The organism is Magnetofaba australis IT-1 (assembly GCF_002109495.1).
Taxonomy (GTDB): Bacteria; Pseudomonadota; Magnetococcia; order Magnetococcales; family Magnetococcaceae; genus Magnetofaba; species Magnetofaba australis.
The window spans coordinates 300008-317347 of the sequence record NZ_LVJN01000021.1; the positions used below are offsets into that span (position 1 = coordinate 300008).

The following is a 17340-nucleotide window of genomic DNA, read 5'->3' on the forward strand; positions in this document are numbered from 1 at the left end:
AGCTTGATCAATAGGGCGTCTTCTCCGCCCACTCCCGCCAGTGCGCGAATGCCGCTTCGGCCTCTTTGAGGGGCGCATGGCGCATGGGTAGGCTGCGCTGCGCAATGGGCTTGGCCACCTCCTGATAGATCCACTCATCATCAAAACCGATCTGCGCCGCCTGCTGGCGGGTGTTGGCGTAGATGATGGCGTCCACCCGCGCCCAGTAGGCGGCGGCCAGACACATGGGGCAGGGCTCGCAGGAGGTGTAGAGGGTCAGCCCCGACAGGTCAAAGCGCTGCAACGCCTGGGCGGCGGCGCGAATGGCGCTGATCTCGGCGTGGGCGGTGGGGTCGTTGCCTGAAGTCACCTGGTTCCACCCTTCGGCAATGATGACGTGGGTCTGGGTGTCCGCCAGCAGGGCGCCGAAGGGACCGCCGCAACCGGCGCGCATCTTCTCCTCAGAGAGCTGCGCGGCGCGGCTCAGCAGGGCGTGTTGTTCAGGCGTCAGCGTCATGTGTCCTCTTCCGCCGTCGCCATGGGGCCCGTTTCGGCGTTACGCGCCGCCAATTGTTCAATGGTTTGCAACAGCGTCACTTTGCGGATCGGCTTGGTCAAATGGGCGTCGCAACCGGCTTCCTGGCTCTTGCGCGCATCCTCCGCCATGGCGTGGGCGGTTAACGCCAGAATCGGCAAACGCGCCCGCCCCGTCTGCGCCTCCCAAGCGCGAATCCGCCGGGTCGCCTCCAGACCATCCATCTGCGGCATCTGCACATCCATAATCACCAGATCAAACGCCTGCGTCTGCGCCTGCTCCAAGGCTGCGCGGCCATTCTCCGCCACCGTGACGACATAGGGCCCGCTCTTCAAATAGGACTTCATCAGCAAGACGTTATCGGGCGAGTCCTCAGCCAACAGAATGCGCAGTGCAGGCCCCTTGGACGCTGTCTCCCCGGCGTCAGACGAGATCTCGCTACGCACATTGTCGGCGCGCGCCTCGATTGCTGGCGTCGTCTCATGGATCACCGGAGAGTCGTGGATCACCGCGCGCAGCGCCGCCAGCAGATCGCGACGCCGCACCGGCTTGATCAGCACCAGGCTCTGCAGCGCCCGCAACCGCTGGCTGAGAATCTGATTCTGCTCCGCGGTGAACACGACAATGGGCAACTCAATGGCGCTGAATTGGGCGCGCGTGGCCTGCAGACAGGCCAGACCCTCATCATGCCCGCCGTCGTCCAGATCCACAATCAGCACATCGGGCGGATGCGCAATCAGATCCTCCGGGCTCACACACCCCTTGTGCCGCATCACCCGCGCGCCCGCCTCCTGCAACAGACTCTGCGCCACCGCGGCATAGCGTCCCGCCCCGGAGAGCATCACGCGCATACTCTGCAACTGATGCGGTTCATCCCACTGCTGCGTGGGTCGTTCAACCACCTCCATGGGCACGGTAAAGAAGAAGCGGCTGCCGCGCCCCGGTTCGCTCTCCACCAACAGACTGCCGCCCATCAACTCCACCAGACGGCGGCAGATGGCCAGCCCCAAACCGGTGCCGCCATAGTGGCGGGTGACGCTGGCGTCGCCCTGTTTGAACACCTCGAAAACCCGCGCCTGGTTCTCCGGGTCGATGCCGATGCCGCTATCCTCCACCATCAACCGCGCCCAACCGGGAGTGGGCTCGGAGACAATCAGACGCACGCCCCCCTCGCGGGTGAACTTGATGGCGTTGCCGGTCAGATTGATGAGCAACTGGCGCAAGCGCGCCGGATCGCCCCAGCGGGTGAGCGCCATGCCCGGCTGCGTCTCCACCGTCAGCGACAGCCCCTTGGCCCGCGCCCGCGCCGACATGATGCCGACGATCTCGTCGCACAGCTCCTCCAGGTCCACCTCGCTCTTCTCCAGCTCCATGCGATCGGCTTCGATGCGGCTGAGGTCGAGGATGTCATTGATCAGCGCCAGCAGGGTGTCGCCGGCGCTGCGGAAGATGCGTACATACCCCGCTTGTTCATCGCTCAACTCGGTCTCGGCCAGCAGTTCGGCCATGCCGAGAATGGCGTTCATGGGGGTGCGGATCTCATGGCTCATCACCGCCAGGAATTCGCTTTTGGCGCGGTTGGCGGCGTCGGCGGCGTCGCGCGCCAGAATCAACTCCTGCTGCACCCGTTTGAGGTGAGTGATGTCGGCGCCCACGCTGAGCAGCTCGGTCACCTCCCCCTCGGCGTTGCGCAGCGCCTGATTGGACCACGCCACCCATACACGGCGCTCGTCGCGGCAGACGTTCTCATTTTCGTGATATTGGAAGCGTTCGGGATGCTCGGCGATCTCGCGCATGCGCTGATGCAGATGGCGTCCGCCGGTCTCCCACTGCGGCACGATGGTCTGATAGAGGGTCTGCCCCAGCGCCTCGGTTTCGCCGTAGCCGAAGAACTCCTGGGCGTATTCGTTGAAGAAGGTGATGGTTCCATCCGGCTTCCAGCGCAGGATGATGCTGCGCGCGTGCTGCACCAGATAGCGGTAGCGGCTTTCGCGCTCGGCCAGCGTCTCCATCGACTCCTGCAGCTCTGCGGTGCGCTCCGCCACACGCTGCTCCAGCTCCTCCTTGGCGGTCTGCAGCTCCCCTTCGCGGGCGCGCACCTGCCGGGCCAGATAGTTGATGGCGGTGGCGATGCGGCCCAATTCGTCATCGGTTTCATCCGGCAGCTCGGCGTCCAGATCGCCCTTGGCCATGCGACGGATGCCGCTATCCAGCGCCGCCACCCGCGACAACAGCCAGCGGAAGATCACCCGGTCCACCAGCAGGAACGCCAACAGCGCCACGCCCAGCGTCAACACGATGGTGCGGTTGGTCATCTCCTGCATGAATGCGCTGGGCCCGGCGCTGTCGAACACGGTTTTGCTGTAGAAGCGGAATCCGCTGATCACATCCCGGCGCGGCAAGCGGTTATACAGAGTCAAGCGGTTGGGTTCGACGATCTCCACACGATCCTGCTTGGCTAACTGCGCCGCGATGGCGGGATCCATGGGAACCCCCTCATGCAGCAGCGACCACTGCGCCAGATCATCGGCGATGAACAGATCCATCTCCAACAGGATGTCGCTGCTGTCCACCAGACTCTGGAAAAACTCCTCCAGAAAGAAGCGTTTCTGCGCCACGCTGCCGAAGGTCTCGGCGCCCTCCCACATATTCAGCGAGACTTCGACGATGAGGGGCTCCCCCTTGACGCCGAAATAGGCGTATTTCTTGATGATGCCGGTCTTGTTGGACATGGACATGCGGTCCACGCTGACCCGTCCGCTGCCCATCACCGATTGCAACTGCCGTTTGAGTTGCGGCGAGAGATTGCCCAGGTTCAGCCCGATATCGGGGGCGAAGGTTGTGTTGAAGACGGTCAGATCGGCGTTGATCAGGTAGATGTCGCGCACCGCGAATTCGGCGGCCAGCGCCGACAGCGCCGAGGCGCTCCACTGGGCGGGCGCCGGACCGTCGGCGATGCGCTCGGCGAGCTTCGGCAGAACCTTCTTCAGACGCTGATCCATCTCCTCTTCGATATCCTGCATAAACAGGTCGAAGGAGCGGAATTTGTTCTGCAACTCGCGCTGGGTTTCGCGAATGCGCAGATCGCGCTGCTGATTGGAGAGGTCCTGCGCCAATTGACGCGCGCCAAACCCCACCGTGGCGGCGGTCAGCACAATCATGGCCAGCAAAAACAGACTGAGTCGCAGTTTCATAGAGAAAACCGTTGAACGCCACTTCGTTGTCAATTCATTGCGTCATTGTGCCACCGTTCGCACCGACACGATATAGTCGCTAGCATCCAAAAGTGAACATATGGGCGCTGGAAGATATCGAGGGCTATGCCCTCGAGCTCCCAAGATCAACAGCCACACCGTGGGCTCCGCCCATGTATGGTCCGCTCCGCCACGGCAAGAGAAAATGTCCACTGATGTGTGAGGCTTAGTCGCGCCCATGTATCCGGCCTGTTGATGAGGGGCTTGTCGCCCTCTGGCCCTGATGGAATTTGCGCGTGGCCCTCCTCAACACACCCTCGGCCTCTATGGGCCCTTGGGCGAAACAGGTTCTTGACCACGCAGGGCTATGCCGTTTCACGCCATCAATCTCGACTCTCTCTCGCAACCTGGCTGGTGGGATCTCTTTCTCTTTCCTTATCGGCCTGTTTTCTTTTAGAGTTGTATTGCGCTCTCTCTACACAGCGGCGCTGGCCCCATAGGCCTCCTGCTTCACCAGCATCGCCCACGCGCTGCGCGCCATGCGGTTGGCCAGCGCCACCACCGCTTTATTCGCGCCGCGGCGTTCCGACACCGACACCACCCATTGGCTGCGGCGATCCGGCTTGTTTTCACACACGCGCAAAGCCGCCCGCGCCCCATGAATCAACAGGGTGCGAAGATAACCGTTTCCCCGCTTGCTGATCCCCGTCAGCCACGCCTTGCCCCCTGTGGAGTGCTGATTTGGAACCAACCCTATCCATGCCGACAGCTCCCGGCCATTCTTAAACGCCCGCACATCCCCCACCGACGCCAACAGCGCCGTCGCCGTGATCGGTCCCACTCCCGGGATCGTCATCAGCAATCGACACTGCGGCTCCGCCTTGGCCAGCGCCTCAATCTCACGCTCATATTTGCCGATGCGCTCATCCAAATGCGCCAGCTCATCGCGCTCATCCTCCAGAATTACGCGAAAATTGGCGCTCATTTCCGAGCTCTCATCACTCAAAATCAGCACAATCGCCCGCCGCGCCTGCTTGATGCTCTTGGGAAAGACAATCCCATACTCGGCAAGCAGTCCGCGAATCTGGTTCACCAACGCCGTGCGGTTCTTCACCGCCAGACTGCGCACCCGATGCAACGCTAGAATTTCTTGCTGGGCAACGCTTTTGATCCCCACAAAACGCATATTCGGACGCTGTACCGCTTCACATATCGCCTCAGCGTCCACGCTGTCGTTCTTGTGCCGCTTCACGTAGGGCTTCACATATTGCGGCGCCATCAAACGCACTTCATGCCCATATCCCTGAAATTTCCGCGCCCAGTGATGCGCGCCGCTACTGGCTTCCATCCCCACCAGGCACGGCGGCAGTTGCGCCATGAACTCCAGTAACTTATCTCGTTTCAAGCGCTGTTTCAGAACGCTCTTGCCGCGCGCATCGACGCCATGCAACTGAAACACGCTCTTGCCCAGATCAATCCCCAGTACCCGTACCTGTCCGTTTTCGATATGATTGCCCATGGTCCGCTCCGACTCCGTTTAGATGGAAAAACACATCACCATCTTGGCCCATTGCGAGGCCGTTTGGGTAGCGGAGCGGACCATTCCATTACACCCGCTGGGGGCGCAGCCCCCAGACCCCGCCGCCGACCAGTCGACGGCCAATAGTCAGCGCAAGCCGGGCCTACGTCACGCAAACATTGCGTGTTTGGATTTGTGTCATTCTGAATTCAAGCGACTATAGTCCGTTCGCCATCCCGCGCCGATTTACCACCGCGCGATTTTTCCTCTTCTCACTGCATTGATTACAATGGGAAAGGCAAGCGATGTCCGCACCCACCGAATTGATCAACTGGAGCCATCTGATGGAGATGCGCAGCAGCCTGGGCGACTCCGCGCTGCAACGCTTGGTGCGGCTGTTCGAACAGAACGCCGCGCATCTGCTGCAACAGATCGACCGCGCCCTGGCGTCGCGCGCCTGGGAGCGCGCCGCCGAGCAGTTGCGCGCCCTCTCCGGCTCCCTGCACAGCGTCGGCCTGCCCGGCCCCGGACAACAGGCGCAAGCGCTGCAGGAGCGCCTGTTGGCCAGCGCCCCCACGCCGGAGTGGCGGCGGGAGTTGAACCGCGTCAAACAGGATCTGCAACACGGCTCGGCCTGTATTTCGGTGTTTCTACAGCCGCAAAGCGCGGTGGCCTGGTAACCTCCCGGCGCCCGTGGGAGTATGCTCGATTTCGCGTAGATCGGGATTGCGCGGGGCCAGACTGGGCGGCGTCATGCGGCGCGCCAGCACGGTGAGAAAGTAGCCGTTGGTCCCATTGGCGGTTTTGCCGCTGAACTCCACCTCCCGCGCTGACGGCCGCTCCTCGCTATAGACCACCGCATAGTCGCTGTAGCGGTCGGAGATGCGCTGGCCGGGCGGCAGCGCTTTGTTCATGCAGCGCGCGTATTTGCCGAAGCGTCCCGCCGTGAGCGGCAGTCGGTGGCTCACCAGGGCCACGCTGCGCACCGGACCGGGACGACGCAGCATCCAGCGATTGACGCACGGACTGCGATCCTTGTAGTGGTCGGGCTGATACTTGAGCGGGTAGAAGCGGTTGAGATCGGCAAACAGCAGCGGATTGTAGGTGTGGCCGTAGCCGATCAGCGCATCCACCCCCAGATCCTGCAACTGCGCCGTGAGGCGCGCTGGATCGAACGGATCGATGCGCAGCTGCATCTGCGCGGGCCACTGCGCCATGAACAGCGCCGTCACCGCGCCGCCGCCCAGCAGCGCTGCGCGGGCGCTCCACAGCCTCCCGTCGCGCCCCAACAGACGGCCAATCCCCGCGGCGGCGACCACCGCGCCATGGGCCGCCGACACCGCCAGCATGGGCAATAGAATCAGTGAGTGGCGCGTCGGCCCCAGGGTGATCTTGCCCACCAGCGCCAACAGAATCCACATCCCCCACACCGCCAGGAAGAACAGCCCCAGCATGCGCCGCTGCGGCTGGGCGCTGCGCAACAGCGCCAGCAGCCCCAATGCGACCAGCAGCGGCAAGAGTACGCGCAATATGGCGTAAACCACGCCCTCTTCCGGCGCAAAGGAGAGCATATCGGTGATCAGCACCGGCAGGGTCTCGGCCAGAAAGCGCAGCACGTTGGCCAGATGATCCCCTACGCCGGGATCGGCCACGCTGGGGCCGACATATTTGAACTCGCCATGGGGTCCGGCGTTCCAGTGCACCCCGGAGGCGCCGGTAAAGCGCCACAGAAAGGTGTTGAACAGCGCCGCAAAGGCGACGACCACCAACGCGCCGCTGATCACAAATCCACGCGCCAGCTTGAGCAGAGGAACCCGCGCCGCCCAACCCCAGCGCCACGCCAGGGCGAAGAACAGCGGCGGCAGCAGAAACAGAGTCTGGTACTGGCAGAACATCAGCACGCCAGCCACGCCGCCCAAGGCGAGCATGGCGCCGACGCCGGGCGCCGGGCGCGCGCCCAACCCCATCAGCAGCGCCATCAGCGCGCTCATGCACAACACGCCGATGGCGTAGCTCTCCATCTGCATGGCGTAGATGACGTTCTCCATGGAGAACGCCGCCAGCGCCACCCCCAGCAGCAGCTCCGGCGCGCCCGCGCCGCGCCACGGCCCAATGCTATAGAACAGCACCAGCAGCGCCAGCCCCAGCATGGCGAACAGAAACGGCGGCAAGCGTCCGTTGAGGAGAACATCGCGGTAGGATTGCCCCGGCTTGAGCAGGGCGCTGGTCAGAAGAAATTGCGCCGGCGCGTAGGTCCAGTAGCTGGAGATGCGAAAGGCGTCCCACAGCGGCGGCGCGTACTCCGCCACTTCGTTGGCCAGAAAGCGCCGCACGCCGATTTTGAAGCGATCCAGCGGCCCACGGGCGCTGGCTTCAAACGCCGCTTCGTGTTCGGCCAGATAGCTCTGTTTGAAGGACTCCTCCTCAAACAGCAGGGTATGCGCCACGCCGATATCGTCCACATGGGCGAAGTGGCGCTCCAGCCCGGCGAATCGCACCGCCCCCGCCAGCAGCAGAATCAACGCCAGCATGATCACCCGATGGGTCATGGCGGCGCCGCCCGCATCAGGCGTCGACGGTGGCGTCGGCGGCCACGCTCAGGGCGGCCAGTTGTCGCCAGTCGCCATCCAACTCCTCAGTCACGCGACGCAGCAACGGGAGGAACTCCAGCGGCGGCATGGGTCGGCAGAGGTGGAACCCTTGCGCGCTCTGCGCCCCGGCTTTGCGCAGGAACTCGGCCTGCTCGGCCTGCTCCACCCCCTCGGCCACCAGGGTCAGGTCCAGATTGCGCGCCAACCCCGCCACCAGTTCGACGATGGCGGCGTCGGCCTTGTCGCCGGGCAGACCATCGATGAAGCGTTGGTGCAGCTTGAGCATGCTCACCGGCAGACGTTTGATGAAGTCCAGCGAGGTGTAACCGGCGCCGAAATCATCCAACGCCAGCCCCACGCCCAGGCCGCGCAAGCGTTCGAAGGTCTCGTTGGCGCCCTTCTGGTTGCGCATCACCACATTCTCGGCCACCTCCAGCAGCAGCGCCTCGGCGGGCAGGTCGAGTTCGTAGAGGGTCTCCTCCACCAGCCCGGCAAAGCCGCGCTCCTGGAACTGCCGCGCCGACAGATTGACCGCCACCCGCAACGCTGGCGCGCCCTGGCGACGCCACTGCAACGCCTGCTCGCACGCCTCGCGCAGCGCCCAGGCCCCCAGCGGAGCGATCAGGCCGGTCTCCTCGCACAGCGGTAGAAACTCTTCGGGCAGCACCAGTTCGTCGTGATCCGGCGACTGCCAGCGCAACAGCGCCTCCACCGCCATCAGATCGCCGCTCTGCAGGTCGATGATGGGTTGATAGCGCAGGGTGAATTCGCCATTGGCGAAGCCCTGGCGCAGATGGTCCTCCAGGCTCAACGCCTCGCGCGCCTGCTCCTGCATCTCTTCGGTGAAGAAGGCGTAGGCGCCGCGCCCGCGCTCCTTGGCGCGATACATGGCCGCGTCGGCGTTTTTGGTCAACGTATCGAAGTCGATGCCGTTGTCGGGATAGATGCTGATGCCGACGCTGGCGCCCACATAGACGTTCTGTTCGTTGATGACGAACGGCTCGCGCAGGCGCGCAATGATGTCCCGCGCCACCGTGGCGGCGTCCTCATTGCGGCGGATGTCGGTGAGAATGGCGGTGAATTCGTCGCCGCCCATGCGCGCCACGGTGTCCACCTCGCGCACGCAACTGTTGATGCGCTGCGCCGCCTCCACCAGCAGGGTGTCGCCCGCCGTATGGCCCAGACTGTCGTTGACCTTTTTAAAGCGATCCAGATCCAGGAACAGCAGCGCCACCCGCGCGCCGTGACGCTTGGCGGCGGTGAACTCATGGGTCAGGCGATTCTTGAACAGAATGCGGTTGGGCAGCGTGGTCAGCGGATCGAAGTAGGCCAGATGCTCCAACTCCTGCTCGGTGGCCTTGATGTCGCTGATGTCCGAGAAGATGCCCACATAGTGGCTGATCACCCCCTCGTCGTCGCGCACCGCGCTGATGCTGAGCCATTTGGGGTAGAGCTCGCCATTCTTGCGCCGGTCCCAGATCTCGCCGCTCCAGCGCCCCTCGTCGATGAGACGACGCCACATCTCGGCGTAGAAGGCTTCATCATGACGCCCGGATTTGCTGATGCGGGGGTTCTTGCCCAGCACCTCCTGGCGCGCATAGCCGGTGATGTTGCTGTAGGCGGGGTTGACGTCCTGGATGCAGCCGGTGCGGTCGGTGATGAGGATGCCCTCGGCGGCGGTCTCAAACACGCTGGCGGCCAGTTGCAACTGCTGCAGGGTGTGGCGGCGGTCGCTGATGTCGGCGGCGATGCTGCCCAGAGCCACCACCCGCCCCTCGGCGTCGTGCAGCGGAAAGCGGCTGACCAGAAAATCGTGATCGCCAAACGGTCCCGGCAGCGACTCTTCGCTCAAACTGGCGCCGTCATCCCCGGCCAGGGCGGCGCGGTCGGCGCTCTGAATGCGCTCGGCCACATCGGGGGCGAACAGAGCGTGGTCGTCGCGTCCGGCCAGATGGCGGTCGCGGGTCTGCAGTAGACGCTCGAAGGCGTGGTTGACCAGTTGATAGCGCCCCTCGGGGTCTTTCAACGTAATGAGGGTGGGGGCGTGGTCCAGAATCGCCTGCAGACGCTGGCGGCTCTCGGTCAACTCGCGAGCGATGCGCCGCCGCTCGGTGGCGTCGCGCAGCACCCCCACCACCCCGGCGATGCGCTGTCCTTCGGGCCGGAACGGGGTCAGCGCCACCTCCAGCCAGCAGCGGCCCAGACCCAGGCGGCCCCCATCCACGGCCAGATCCACCGTCTTGCCCTTGAGGCAGGCGGAGAGTTTGCGATGGGCCAGTTTGACGCTGGGCTCGGGCAGCAGGGTCAACACCGAGGCGCCTTCGACCTGCTGGCGCGGCAGATTCAAATAGTCCAGCAATGCGTCGTTGACCGCCTGCAGGATAAAGCCATCGTCCATCAGGAACATCAAGTCGCGGCTGGCGGCGACGATGCTGGCCTGGCGCGTCAGCGCCTGTTGATTGCTGCGCAGACCGGCGTTGGCGCGCTCCAGTTCGTTGGTGCGTTCACGCACCAGGATATCGAGTTTGTCGCGATGGTCGCGCAGCTCCTGCTCGGCGCGTTTGCGGCGGGTGATGTCGGTGAGAATGGCGCCGATGGCGACCATCTGACCATCGGCGTCGCGCAGGGGGAAGCCCACCGCCACCCAGGTGTGCGGGCCATCGGTCAGGTGCAGGGAGATCTCCTTCTCCACATGGCCGTCCAGCCGCCCCACCTCCTGTTGCAGATGACTGAAGTGGCGCGCGGCTTCAGGGCTCATCACCTCGTCACAGGCGCGCCCCCGCGCCCATTCGCGGGTAATCTGGAACAGCGTTTCGAACTGCCGGTTGATGAGCAGAAAACGCCCATCCAGATCGCTCAAAAAGATCACCGTGCCGGCGTTGTCCAGCACCCCTTGCAGTTGCGATTCGCTCTCCGAGAGCCGCGTGAGCGCGCGGTGCAGATTGCGCTGCGCCTGCTTGCGCTCGGTCACATCGCGGAACATCCCCTGCACCATGGGGCGTCCGCCCACCACGAAGTCGGCGCTGGAGACCTCCACCGGCGTGGTCCCGCCCTCGGGCAGCACAATATTGAATTCGCGATTGAACAGGCCGCTCTGGTGGGCGCGGTTGACAAACAGCGCTGCGTACTCCTCGGCGTGTTCGGGGGGGAACAGATCGGTGATGCGCATCTGCTCCAACTGTTCGGTGGAGCGGCCCATCATGCGCGCGGCGGCGGAGTTGGCGTTGGCGATGGCGCCGCTGGCGGCGTCGGTGATGAGAATGGCGTCCTGGGCGTGGTTGAAGAGCTTGCGATACTTCTCTTCACTGGCGCGCAGCGCCGCCTCCAGCATGCGGTGACGCTGGCGCGATTCGTAGATCAGACCATGATGGCGCAGACGCGCGCGCATCTCGGTGGCTTCGGGCAGTTTGATCAGGTAGTCGTTGGCGCCCATCTCGAAGCAGGCCGCTTTCAGATGCGGCATATCCTGCACGGTGAGCATGATGATGGGCACGCGGCGCTGACCGGTGGGGCTGCGGAACTGACGCAGCAGCTCCATGCCGTCGATCTCCGGCATCACCATATCCATCAGCACCACCGACGGATCCAACTGCTTGGTGACCGCCAACGCTTCCAATGGATTCTGGCAATAGTGCAGCTCGAGGTCCGGCGTATCCTCCAGCATACGCGCAATCAATTTGAAGGTGACCGGCTGGTCATCAATCAATAGAATGCGGGTCTTGTCTCGCGGCTCTTGCCCCAAACCCTTAAACTCCTGAAGATTTGCAGGCGGAACCACGCACGGACTCTTCCCGCAAAATACCTGCAAAAGCTTGACTCTCTGTACAGAGGGTAGCCAATTTTATCCAGGTTTGTCATTGTCAATCCACCCATGTACAGAAAATTCAGGCGGAATTTGTTACGCTTTGTCATCTTCAGCTTGTAGAGATCCACACTCCCGGCGGCTCTGACGCAGAGCACTGCGCGGGCCGTAGCGTTTGCAGGAGCGATTTTCCATGTCTCACCCCAAGCCTGCCGGATACCACACCGTCACTGCTTACATGGTTCTGCCCAACTGCGCCCAGGCGCTGGCGTTTTACGCCAAGGCGTTCGACGCCGAAACCACCCAGCGCATCAAAGGGCCCAACAACCAGGGGGTGATTCATGCGGAGATGCGCATCGGCGACAGCATCATCATGATGACGGATGAGAATCCGCGCTGGGGGGCGGTTTCGGCGCGTGCGCTCAAGGCTTCGCCGATCTCCTTCTATCTCTATGTGGCGGACGCCGACGCCTTCTATGCCCAAGCGGTGGACGCCGGCTGTGAGGCGATCTTCCCGCTGGAGGACACCTATTGGGGCGACCGCATGGGCAAGGTGCAGGATCCGTTTGGCTATCAGTGGTCCATCGCCACGCGCCAGGAGGAGTTGAGCGACCTGGAGCTGCGCTTGCGCTCCGACGCCTTTGTGGTGGAGCTCTCCAAAAAGATGGGCTGAATCCGGCTAACCAATGCGAGCGCGCCATGACTCTGTTTGCTGACAAACCCCGATGAGCACCCCTGCTGACGCCCGCATCGAGCGCCTGTTGCAGGAGTGCGCCGCCCATGCCGCCGCCGGACGCGCGGCGCAGGCGTGGACGGCGTGCGAACGCATATTGCACAGCGCGCCCAACCATCCGCTGGCTCTGGCCAAGCAGAGCGAACTGGCGTTGGCGGCGGGGGATCTGAACCGCGCCGAACAGCTGGCGCGGCGCAACGCCCAGGCCAATCCGCAGAGCGCCCAGGCGCAGATGAGCCTGGGAACGGTGCTGGGGCGACGCAATCAGGCCGATGCGGCGCAGGCGGCGTTTGAGCAAGCCGCTGCGCTGGAGCCCGCCAACCCCCTGCCCTACACGCGGTTGGCGGCAATGCAGTTGCAGCGCGGCCAGCCCGCCGCCGCCGAAACCGAAGCCGACCGCGCCTTGGAACGCGACCCGCGCTTTGCCGAGGCGCTGCTGATTCGCGCCCGCTGCGATGTGGCCCGCGGCATGCCGGAGCAGGCGGTGATGCGCTTGGTGCGGGTGGCCCCGCATACGTTGGATCCCGATCTGCGCATGGCTTACTATTTTGATCTCGCCACCGCCCAGGAAGCCGGACGCAAACCGGATCAAGCCATGGCCAGCTTTCATGAGGCCAACCGTCTGTTTGGTCTGCACAAGTTGCCGCGCAATCTGGATCGCGAGGCGCTGCCCAAGCAGTTGATTCACGCCATTGGCCGCTTCAGCCCGGAGTGGGCCGCCACTTGGCCCCCAGCGCCGCCGGAGGAGTTCGCCGCGCCGACGTTCGTGGTGGGCTTTCCCCAGGCGGGCGGCGAGCTGCTCATGCGCGTGCTATGCGCCCATCCGCGCATCGCCGTGGCGTGGGAGGAGGATCTGCTGGCGGATGTGAAAAAGGCCCTCGGCCCGGGGGCGTGGCCCGATGTTCTTGCGCAGTTGGACGGCGATCGCATTCGCGCCCTGCGCATGCTGCTGCGCCACGCCATCAAGCGCCGCCTGGGAGAACTCACTCCGGGAACCCAACTCATCGTCAAACGCATGCTCAATATCCATGAAGCGGGTTTGATCCACCGCCTGCTGCCCAGCGCGCGCTTCCTGCTGATGCTGCGCCACCCGGCGGATCACTGCCTGTCGGCCTTCACCCGCCGCTGTCCGCAGACCATGCACGCCCCGCAGTTGCTCACCTTGGAGGGCAGCGTCAAGCTTTACGCCCAGACCATGAGTTTGTGGCTGCGCACCGCCCAGGCGTTGCCGCAGTTGCACGCCCTGCCAGTGCGCTATGAGCAGTTGACCGGCGACTCTCTGCAGTGCGCCCAGGGGGTGCTGAATTTTCTCGGCGTTCCCTGGAGCGATACGGTGCGCGCCTGGCGCGCCGCGCCGGTCAATCGCGCCCGTTTCGGCGCCCAGGGCGCGCCCGCCATCAAACCGCCGCCCACCGACCCTCGTTGGCGCGCGCAACTGCACACCCTGCGCCCCTATATGCCGATTCTTAAACCCTATCTGGACGCCTTCGGCTACGCCTCTTCCCAACAAAAGTGATTTCTCCTGTCCATGACGCCTCCGGCGTCCACTCTTTTTCCCACTTTTTGGCGCAACTATCGCTGTTCTGTCCGAATAGCGTTTCTCACGCTTCCGACGACAATAGATGAGAATACGTTTAGTGATCAGATGATCAGATTTTCACAGCATCTCCTTGCATCACTTTCTGCAATATGTCAGTTTATTTGTTGATCCGGGTGAATTTCCGTCACAATAATCTTTAACGGCTAAGATGTCTGTTGAATTATCACTATAATTTTCGTCGCGCAGGAGGGACGCCATGAGCGATTTGAGCCAACGCCTGAAACTGGCCCTGAAAGAAGCCAATATGTCGCAATCGGAGTTGGCCCGTCGCGTGGGTTTGCGTCCGCAGGCGGTGCAGCACGTCTGCTCTGGCAAATCCCGCACCTCCGGCCGCGTGGTGGAGTTCGCTCAACACCTGGGCGTGCGACCCGAATGGCTCGGCGCCGGCTCCGGCCCCATGCGCGCCGAACCGGTCAAAAGCGATGTGCGCGAAGGCCCCGGTTTCGTCGGTCGTCTGCCGCTCATCTCCTGGGTGCAGGCGGGCAACTGGTCCGATGTGGTGGACACTTACCAACCCAATGACGCCGAAACCTGGATCGACGTGACCAAACGTTTCGGCGAAAACGCCTTCGCCCTGCGCGTGGTGGGCGACTCCATGGAGCCCCAGGCCCCCGAAGGCTCCATTATCCTGGTGGACCCGGCGCGACAGGCGGTCAATAACTCTCTGGTCGTCGCCCGCCTGGATGACGAAATGCAGGCCACCTTCAAACAGCTCATCATCGAAGGCGGTCAGTACCTGCTCAAACCGCTCAATCCCCGTTACCCCATCATGGATCTGACCGGTCGCCCAGTCACCATTTGCGGCGTGGTGCGTCAAATCGTTATCGACCTGGATTGATTGTTTGCTTGTTGGCTCCCTGCGCATAAAAATTCCTTAAATTCTATCATATCCTGCAAATCTGCAATTCTTGCTTGACTCGCTTACCATCAAACTTGTAGTCTACCCCTCAGAACGGGCGGGAATCCGCCTTGCTTATTAAACTAAGTTTTTTTAGGGGTTGCACATGAAAGCACAATGGTACGTGGAAGATCTGGTTGATCAGGATATCACCAACTGGTCGCAACTGGACCGCGGCGCACGCCATCAACTCGCTCATCTGATTCTTGCTGACTATTCCACCGACGAGCGCGACGATCTGATCCGCGACTGTCTGGTGGAGGGCAATATGGAGCTGGTGTTCATGAGCCTGGGCGAACCCTACCGCCAAACCGCCGCCGCCGCCTTCATGGAGGGACGCATCAGTTGTCTGGTCAACGCCGTGCGTCCGGCCGCCGAAGCGCTGTTCGAAGCGGTGCTGGCCCAACAGGCCAAACAGTTCGCCCTGCCCACACCGCCCCATGAACCAACCCATGGCGCGGACAAAAAGTCCGATTCCGACACCGAAGCTGCTTAAACAGCAGCGGCGCGAAAAAAATATCGCCCCCTTGATCCAGGTCAAAGCGGATCGCCGTATAACCGCTTAGGGTGAGGACGCTGGATGGCGGACCGTATGCCAACGGCATGGCGTCATGCTGACTCATTGCGTTATGACGTAACGCAATGAATGCGCGATGACAGGCCTGCTGATTGGTTGGTTTGCGCCCTCCCCGTTCTGCAACCGCAGGACGTGACTCACCCCTCGTCACGGAGATTCAGTTTCATGGGCGGTACGGATACGACTTTGAATATGTTCTGCAATCAATGCTCCATGAGCGCGCCGGATGGCTGCGGCTCCAGTGGGCAGACGCTGGGAACCTGCGGCAAGGATGACACCCTCACCCGCCTGCAGGACCTCATGGTGTATGGTCTGAAAGGGCTGGCGGCCTATCGCGAGCACGCCCGCGAGTTGGGCGCCGACACCGTCGAAGTGGATGACGTGGTGGCCGAAACCCTCTACTTCACCATGACCAACGTCAATTTCAATTTTGACCAGCACATCGCCCAACTGATGAAGATCGGATCAGCGGGCGTGAAAGTGATGGATCTACTCAGCGACGCCCACGTCAACCGTCTGGGCGCGCCGCTGCCCACGCCGGTGAGCCAGAACAAGGCCGAAGGCCGCGCCATTCTGGTCTCCGGCCACAACCTCGCCATGTTGGCCGACCTGCTGGAAGCCACCGCAGGCAAGGGCATCAACATCTATACCCACTCGGAGATGCTGCCCGCTCACGGTTACCCGGAGCTTAAGCGCCACCCCCACCTCAAAGGCAACATCGGCGGCGCCTGGCACGACCAGAGCAAACTGTTCGAACAGTGGCCCGGCGCCATTGTGGTCAACACCAACTGCATCGTGCCGCTGAAAAAGGGCTCCACCTACGGCGATCGTCTGTTCGGCTACAAAGTCACCGGCATTGAAGGCATTCAGCGCATCGACAACGATGACTTCAGCCCGTTGATCGAAAAAGCCCTGAGCCTGCCCGAGGTCACCGGCTTCGACGCCAACAGCCAAGTGGTCACCGGCCACCACTACAAAACCGTACTCACCTTGGCCCCGCAGATTGTCGACGCGGTGCAGGCTGGCAAGATTCGCCAATTCTTCGTCATCGCCGGCTGCGACGCCCCCGGCAGCGGCGGCGACTACTATCGGCAGATGGCCCAATCCCTGCCGCAGGACTGCGTGATCCTCACCTCCAGCTGCGGCAAATTCCGCTTCAATGACATCGACTTCGGAACCGTGCCCGGAACCGAACTACCGCGCTATATCGATCTGGGTCAGTGCAACGACTCCAACGGCGCGGTGCACTTGGCCCTGGCGCTGTCTCAAGCGTTGGACACCCCGCTGGATCAACTGCCGGTCTCCATCGTGTTGAGCTGGCTGGAGCAGAAGGCGGTGATCATCCTGCTGGCGCTGTTCAGCCTGGGGATTCAGAACATTACCATCGGCCCCAAAGCGCCGCAGTTCGTCAATGGCGCGATCCTCGACTTCCTGGTCAAGAACTTCAATTTGAAGCTGACCGGCGACGCCGACACCGATCTGGCCGCACTGTTGATTCCGGCGCAAAAAGCCGCCTGATCACGGGCCGACCACCCTCCCCCGGATGGTCGGCGCATGGGCCGTCGCGATCACCCCCGGTCGTGTCGGTCGCCCCGCCCCCGCAGCGGCGCTCCCGCGCCGCTGCGGGGATGGAGATCTTTGGGACGCCCTGTGCGCTCCCTCTCGCATAGCCGAGACCCTCGGCTGACCGCGCGCGCACTGCGCGCTGGCGTGGCGCGCTCCCCGACGCAGAGAGGGGGCTGACGGGAGCCGCCACGTCATATTTCTTGCTGACGATACGCCGCTTTTACGTGATTTCCTCGCGATTCCTGCGCATTGTGACATCCTACCTGATCATGCAACACGCGGAACAACTTTTGGGATTTTATGATGAGGCAAGAAACCGCGACCCTGACAGAATTATGATTTGTAT

11 protein-coding genes are annotated in these 17340 nt (G+C 63.0%); 6 read left to right on the forward strand and 5 right to left on the reverse strand.

Translation table 11 applies throughout. The features are described 5' to 3' along the window. Positions 1-7 precede the first annotated feature (7 nt). The 3 genes from MAIT1_RS20040 to MAIT1_RS20050 form a co-directional block, all read right to left on the reverse strand. The gene (locus MAIT1_RS20040; RefSeq protein WP_085446773.1) at positions 8-496 is read right to left on the reverse strand and encodes a nucleoside deaminase; all 489 of its coding nucleotides are present in this window, start codon (positions 494-496) and stop codon (positions 8-10) included. Then, positions 493-3708 carry a response regulator gene (locus tag MAIT1_RS20045; protein ID WP_085446775.1) on the reverse strand — a complete coding sequence of 1072 codons (3216 nt, stop codon included), beginning with the start codon at positions 3706-3708 and terminating at the stop codon, positions 493-495. The genes MAIT1_RS20040 and MAIT1_RS20045 overlap by 4 nt, the downstream gene beginning before the upstream one ends. Positions 3709-4183: 475 nt before the next feature. Beyond that, positions 4184-5227 (reverse strand): IS110 family RNA-guided transposase, encoded by a 1044-nt coding sequence (locus tag MAIT1_RS20050; protein WP_085446777.1) that lies wholly within the window; start codon positions 5225-5227, stop codon positions 4184-4186. 305 nt (positions 5228-5532) lie between these two features. On the opposite strand from MAIT1_RS20050, the gene MAIT1_RS20055 reads away from it, so the two are divergent. Further along, positions 5533-5907: an Hpt domain-containing protein gene (locus MAIT1_RS20055; RefSeq protein WP_085446779.1), complete on the forward strand. Its 375-nt coding sequence runs from the start codon at positions 5533-5535 to the stop codon at positions 5905-5907. Here the strand turns inward: MAIT1_RS20055 and MAIT1_RS20060 are convergent. Then, the gene (locus MAIT1_RS20060) at positions 5878-7776 is read right to left on the reverse strand and encodes a hypothetical protein (RefSeq protein WP_085446781.1); all 1899 of its coding nucleotides are present in this window, start codon (positions 7774-7776) and stop codon (positions 5878-5880) included. The two genes, MAIT1_RS20055 and MAIT1_RS20060, sit on opposite strands and share 30 nt — an antisense overlap. A 16-nt stretch (positions 7777-7792) precedes the next feature. Next, positions 7793-11596: a PAS domain S-box protein gene (locus tag MAIT1_RS20065; RefSeq protein WP_158089650.1), complete on the reverse strand. Its 3804-nt coding sequence runs from the start codon at positions 11594-11596 to the stop codon at positions 7793-7795. 217 nt (positions 11597-11813) lie between these two features. Between MAIT1_RS20065 and MAIT1_RS20070 the strand changes: the two genes are divergently transcribed. The 5 genes from MAIT1_RS20070 (at position 11814) to hcp (ending at position 16946) form a co-directional block, all read left to right on the forward strand. Further along, positions 11814-12293: a VOC family protein gene (locus MAIT1_RS20070; protein ID WP_085446785.1), complete on the forward strand. Its 480-nt coding sequence runs from the start codon at positions 11814-11816 to the stop codon at positions 12291-12293. A 52-nt stretch (positions 12294-12345) separates the two neighbouring features. Continuing rightward, positions 12346-13869, forward strand: coding sequence for a tetratricopeptide repeat-containing sulfotransferase family protein (locus MAIT1_RS20075; protein ID WP_085446787.1), 1524 nt, complete (start codon positions 12346-12348; stop codon positions 13867-13869). A gap of 280 nt (positions 13870-14149) precedes the next feature. Beyond that, complete coding sequence (locus tag MAIT1_RS20080) at positions 14150-14791, forward strand: LexA family protein (RefSeq protein ID WP_085446789.1); 642 nt, start codon at positions 14150-14152, stop codon at positions 14789-14791. A 166-nt stretch (positions 14792-14957) separates the two neighbouring features. Continuing rightward, positions 14958-15347: a hypothetical protein gene (locus MAIT1_RS20085; protein WP_143814977.1), complete on the forward strand. Its 390-nt coding sequence runs from the start codon at positions 14958-14960 to the stop codon at positions 15345-15347. Positions 15348-15593: 246 nt separating this feature from the next. Further along, positions 15594-16946: a hydroxylamine reductase gene (hcp, locus tag MAIT1_RS20090; RefSeq protein ID WP_085446793.1), complete on the forward strand. Its 1353-nt coding sequence runs from the start codon at positions 15594-15596 to the stop codon at positions 16944-16946. Positions 16947-17340: the final 394 nt, after the last annotated feature.

What these genes read in the sequence shown, in the direction of transcription:
- MAIT1_RS20040 (WP_085446773.1), bottom strand. Translation starts at nt 496, where the DNA reads ATGACGCTGACGCCTGAACAACACGCCCTGCTGAGCCGCGCCGCGCAG.
- MAIT1_RS20045 (WP_085446775.1), bottom strand. Translation starts at nt 3,708, where the DNA reads ATGAAACTGCGACTCAGTCTGTTTTTGCTGGCCATGATTGTGCTGACC.
- MAIT1_RS20050 (WP_085446777.1), bottom strand. Translation starts at nt 5,227, where the DNA reads ATGGGCAATCATATCGAAAACGGACAGGTACGGGTACTGGGGATTGAT.
- MAIT1_RS20055 (WP_085446779.1), top strand. Translation starts at nt 5,533, where the DNA reads ATGTCCGCACCCACCGAATTGATCAACTGGAGCCATCTGATGGAGATG.
- MAIT1_RS20060 (WP_085446781.1), bottom strand. Translation starts at nt 7,776, where the DNA reads ATGACCCATCGGGTGATCATGCTGGCGTTGATTCTGCTGCTGGCGGGG.
- MAIT1_RS20070 (WP_085446785.1), top strand. Translation starts at nt 11,814, where the DNA reads ATGTCTCACCCCAAGCCTGCCGGATACCACACCGTCACTGCTTACATG.
- MAIT1_RS20075 (WP_085446787.1), top strand. Translation starts at nt 12,346, where the DNA reads ATGAGCACCCCTGCTGACGCCCGCATCGAGCGCCTGTTGCAGGAGTGC.
- MAIT1_RS20080 (WP_085446789.1), top strand. Translation starts at nt 14,150, where the DNA reads ATGAGCGATTTGAGCCAACGCCTGAAACTGGCCCTGAAAGAAGCCAAT.
- MAIT1_RS20085 (WP_143814977.1), top strand. Translation starts at nt 14,958, where the DNA reads ATGAAAGCACAATGGTACGTGGAAGATCTGGTTGATCAGGATATCACC.
- hcp (WP_085446793.1), top strand. Translation starts at nt 15,594, where the DNA reads ATGGGCGGTACGGATACGACTTTGAATATGTTCTGCAATCAATGCTCC.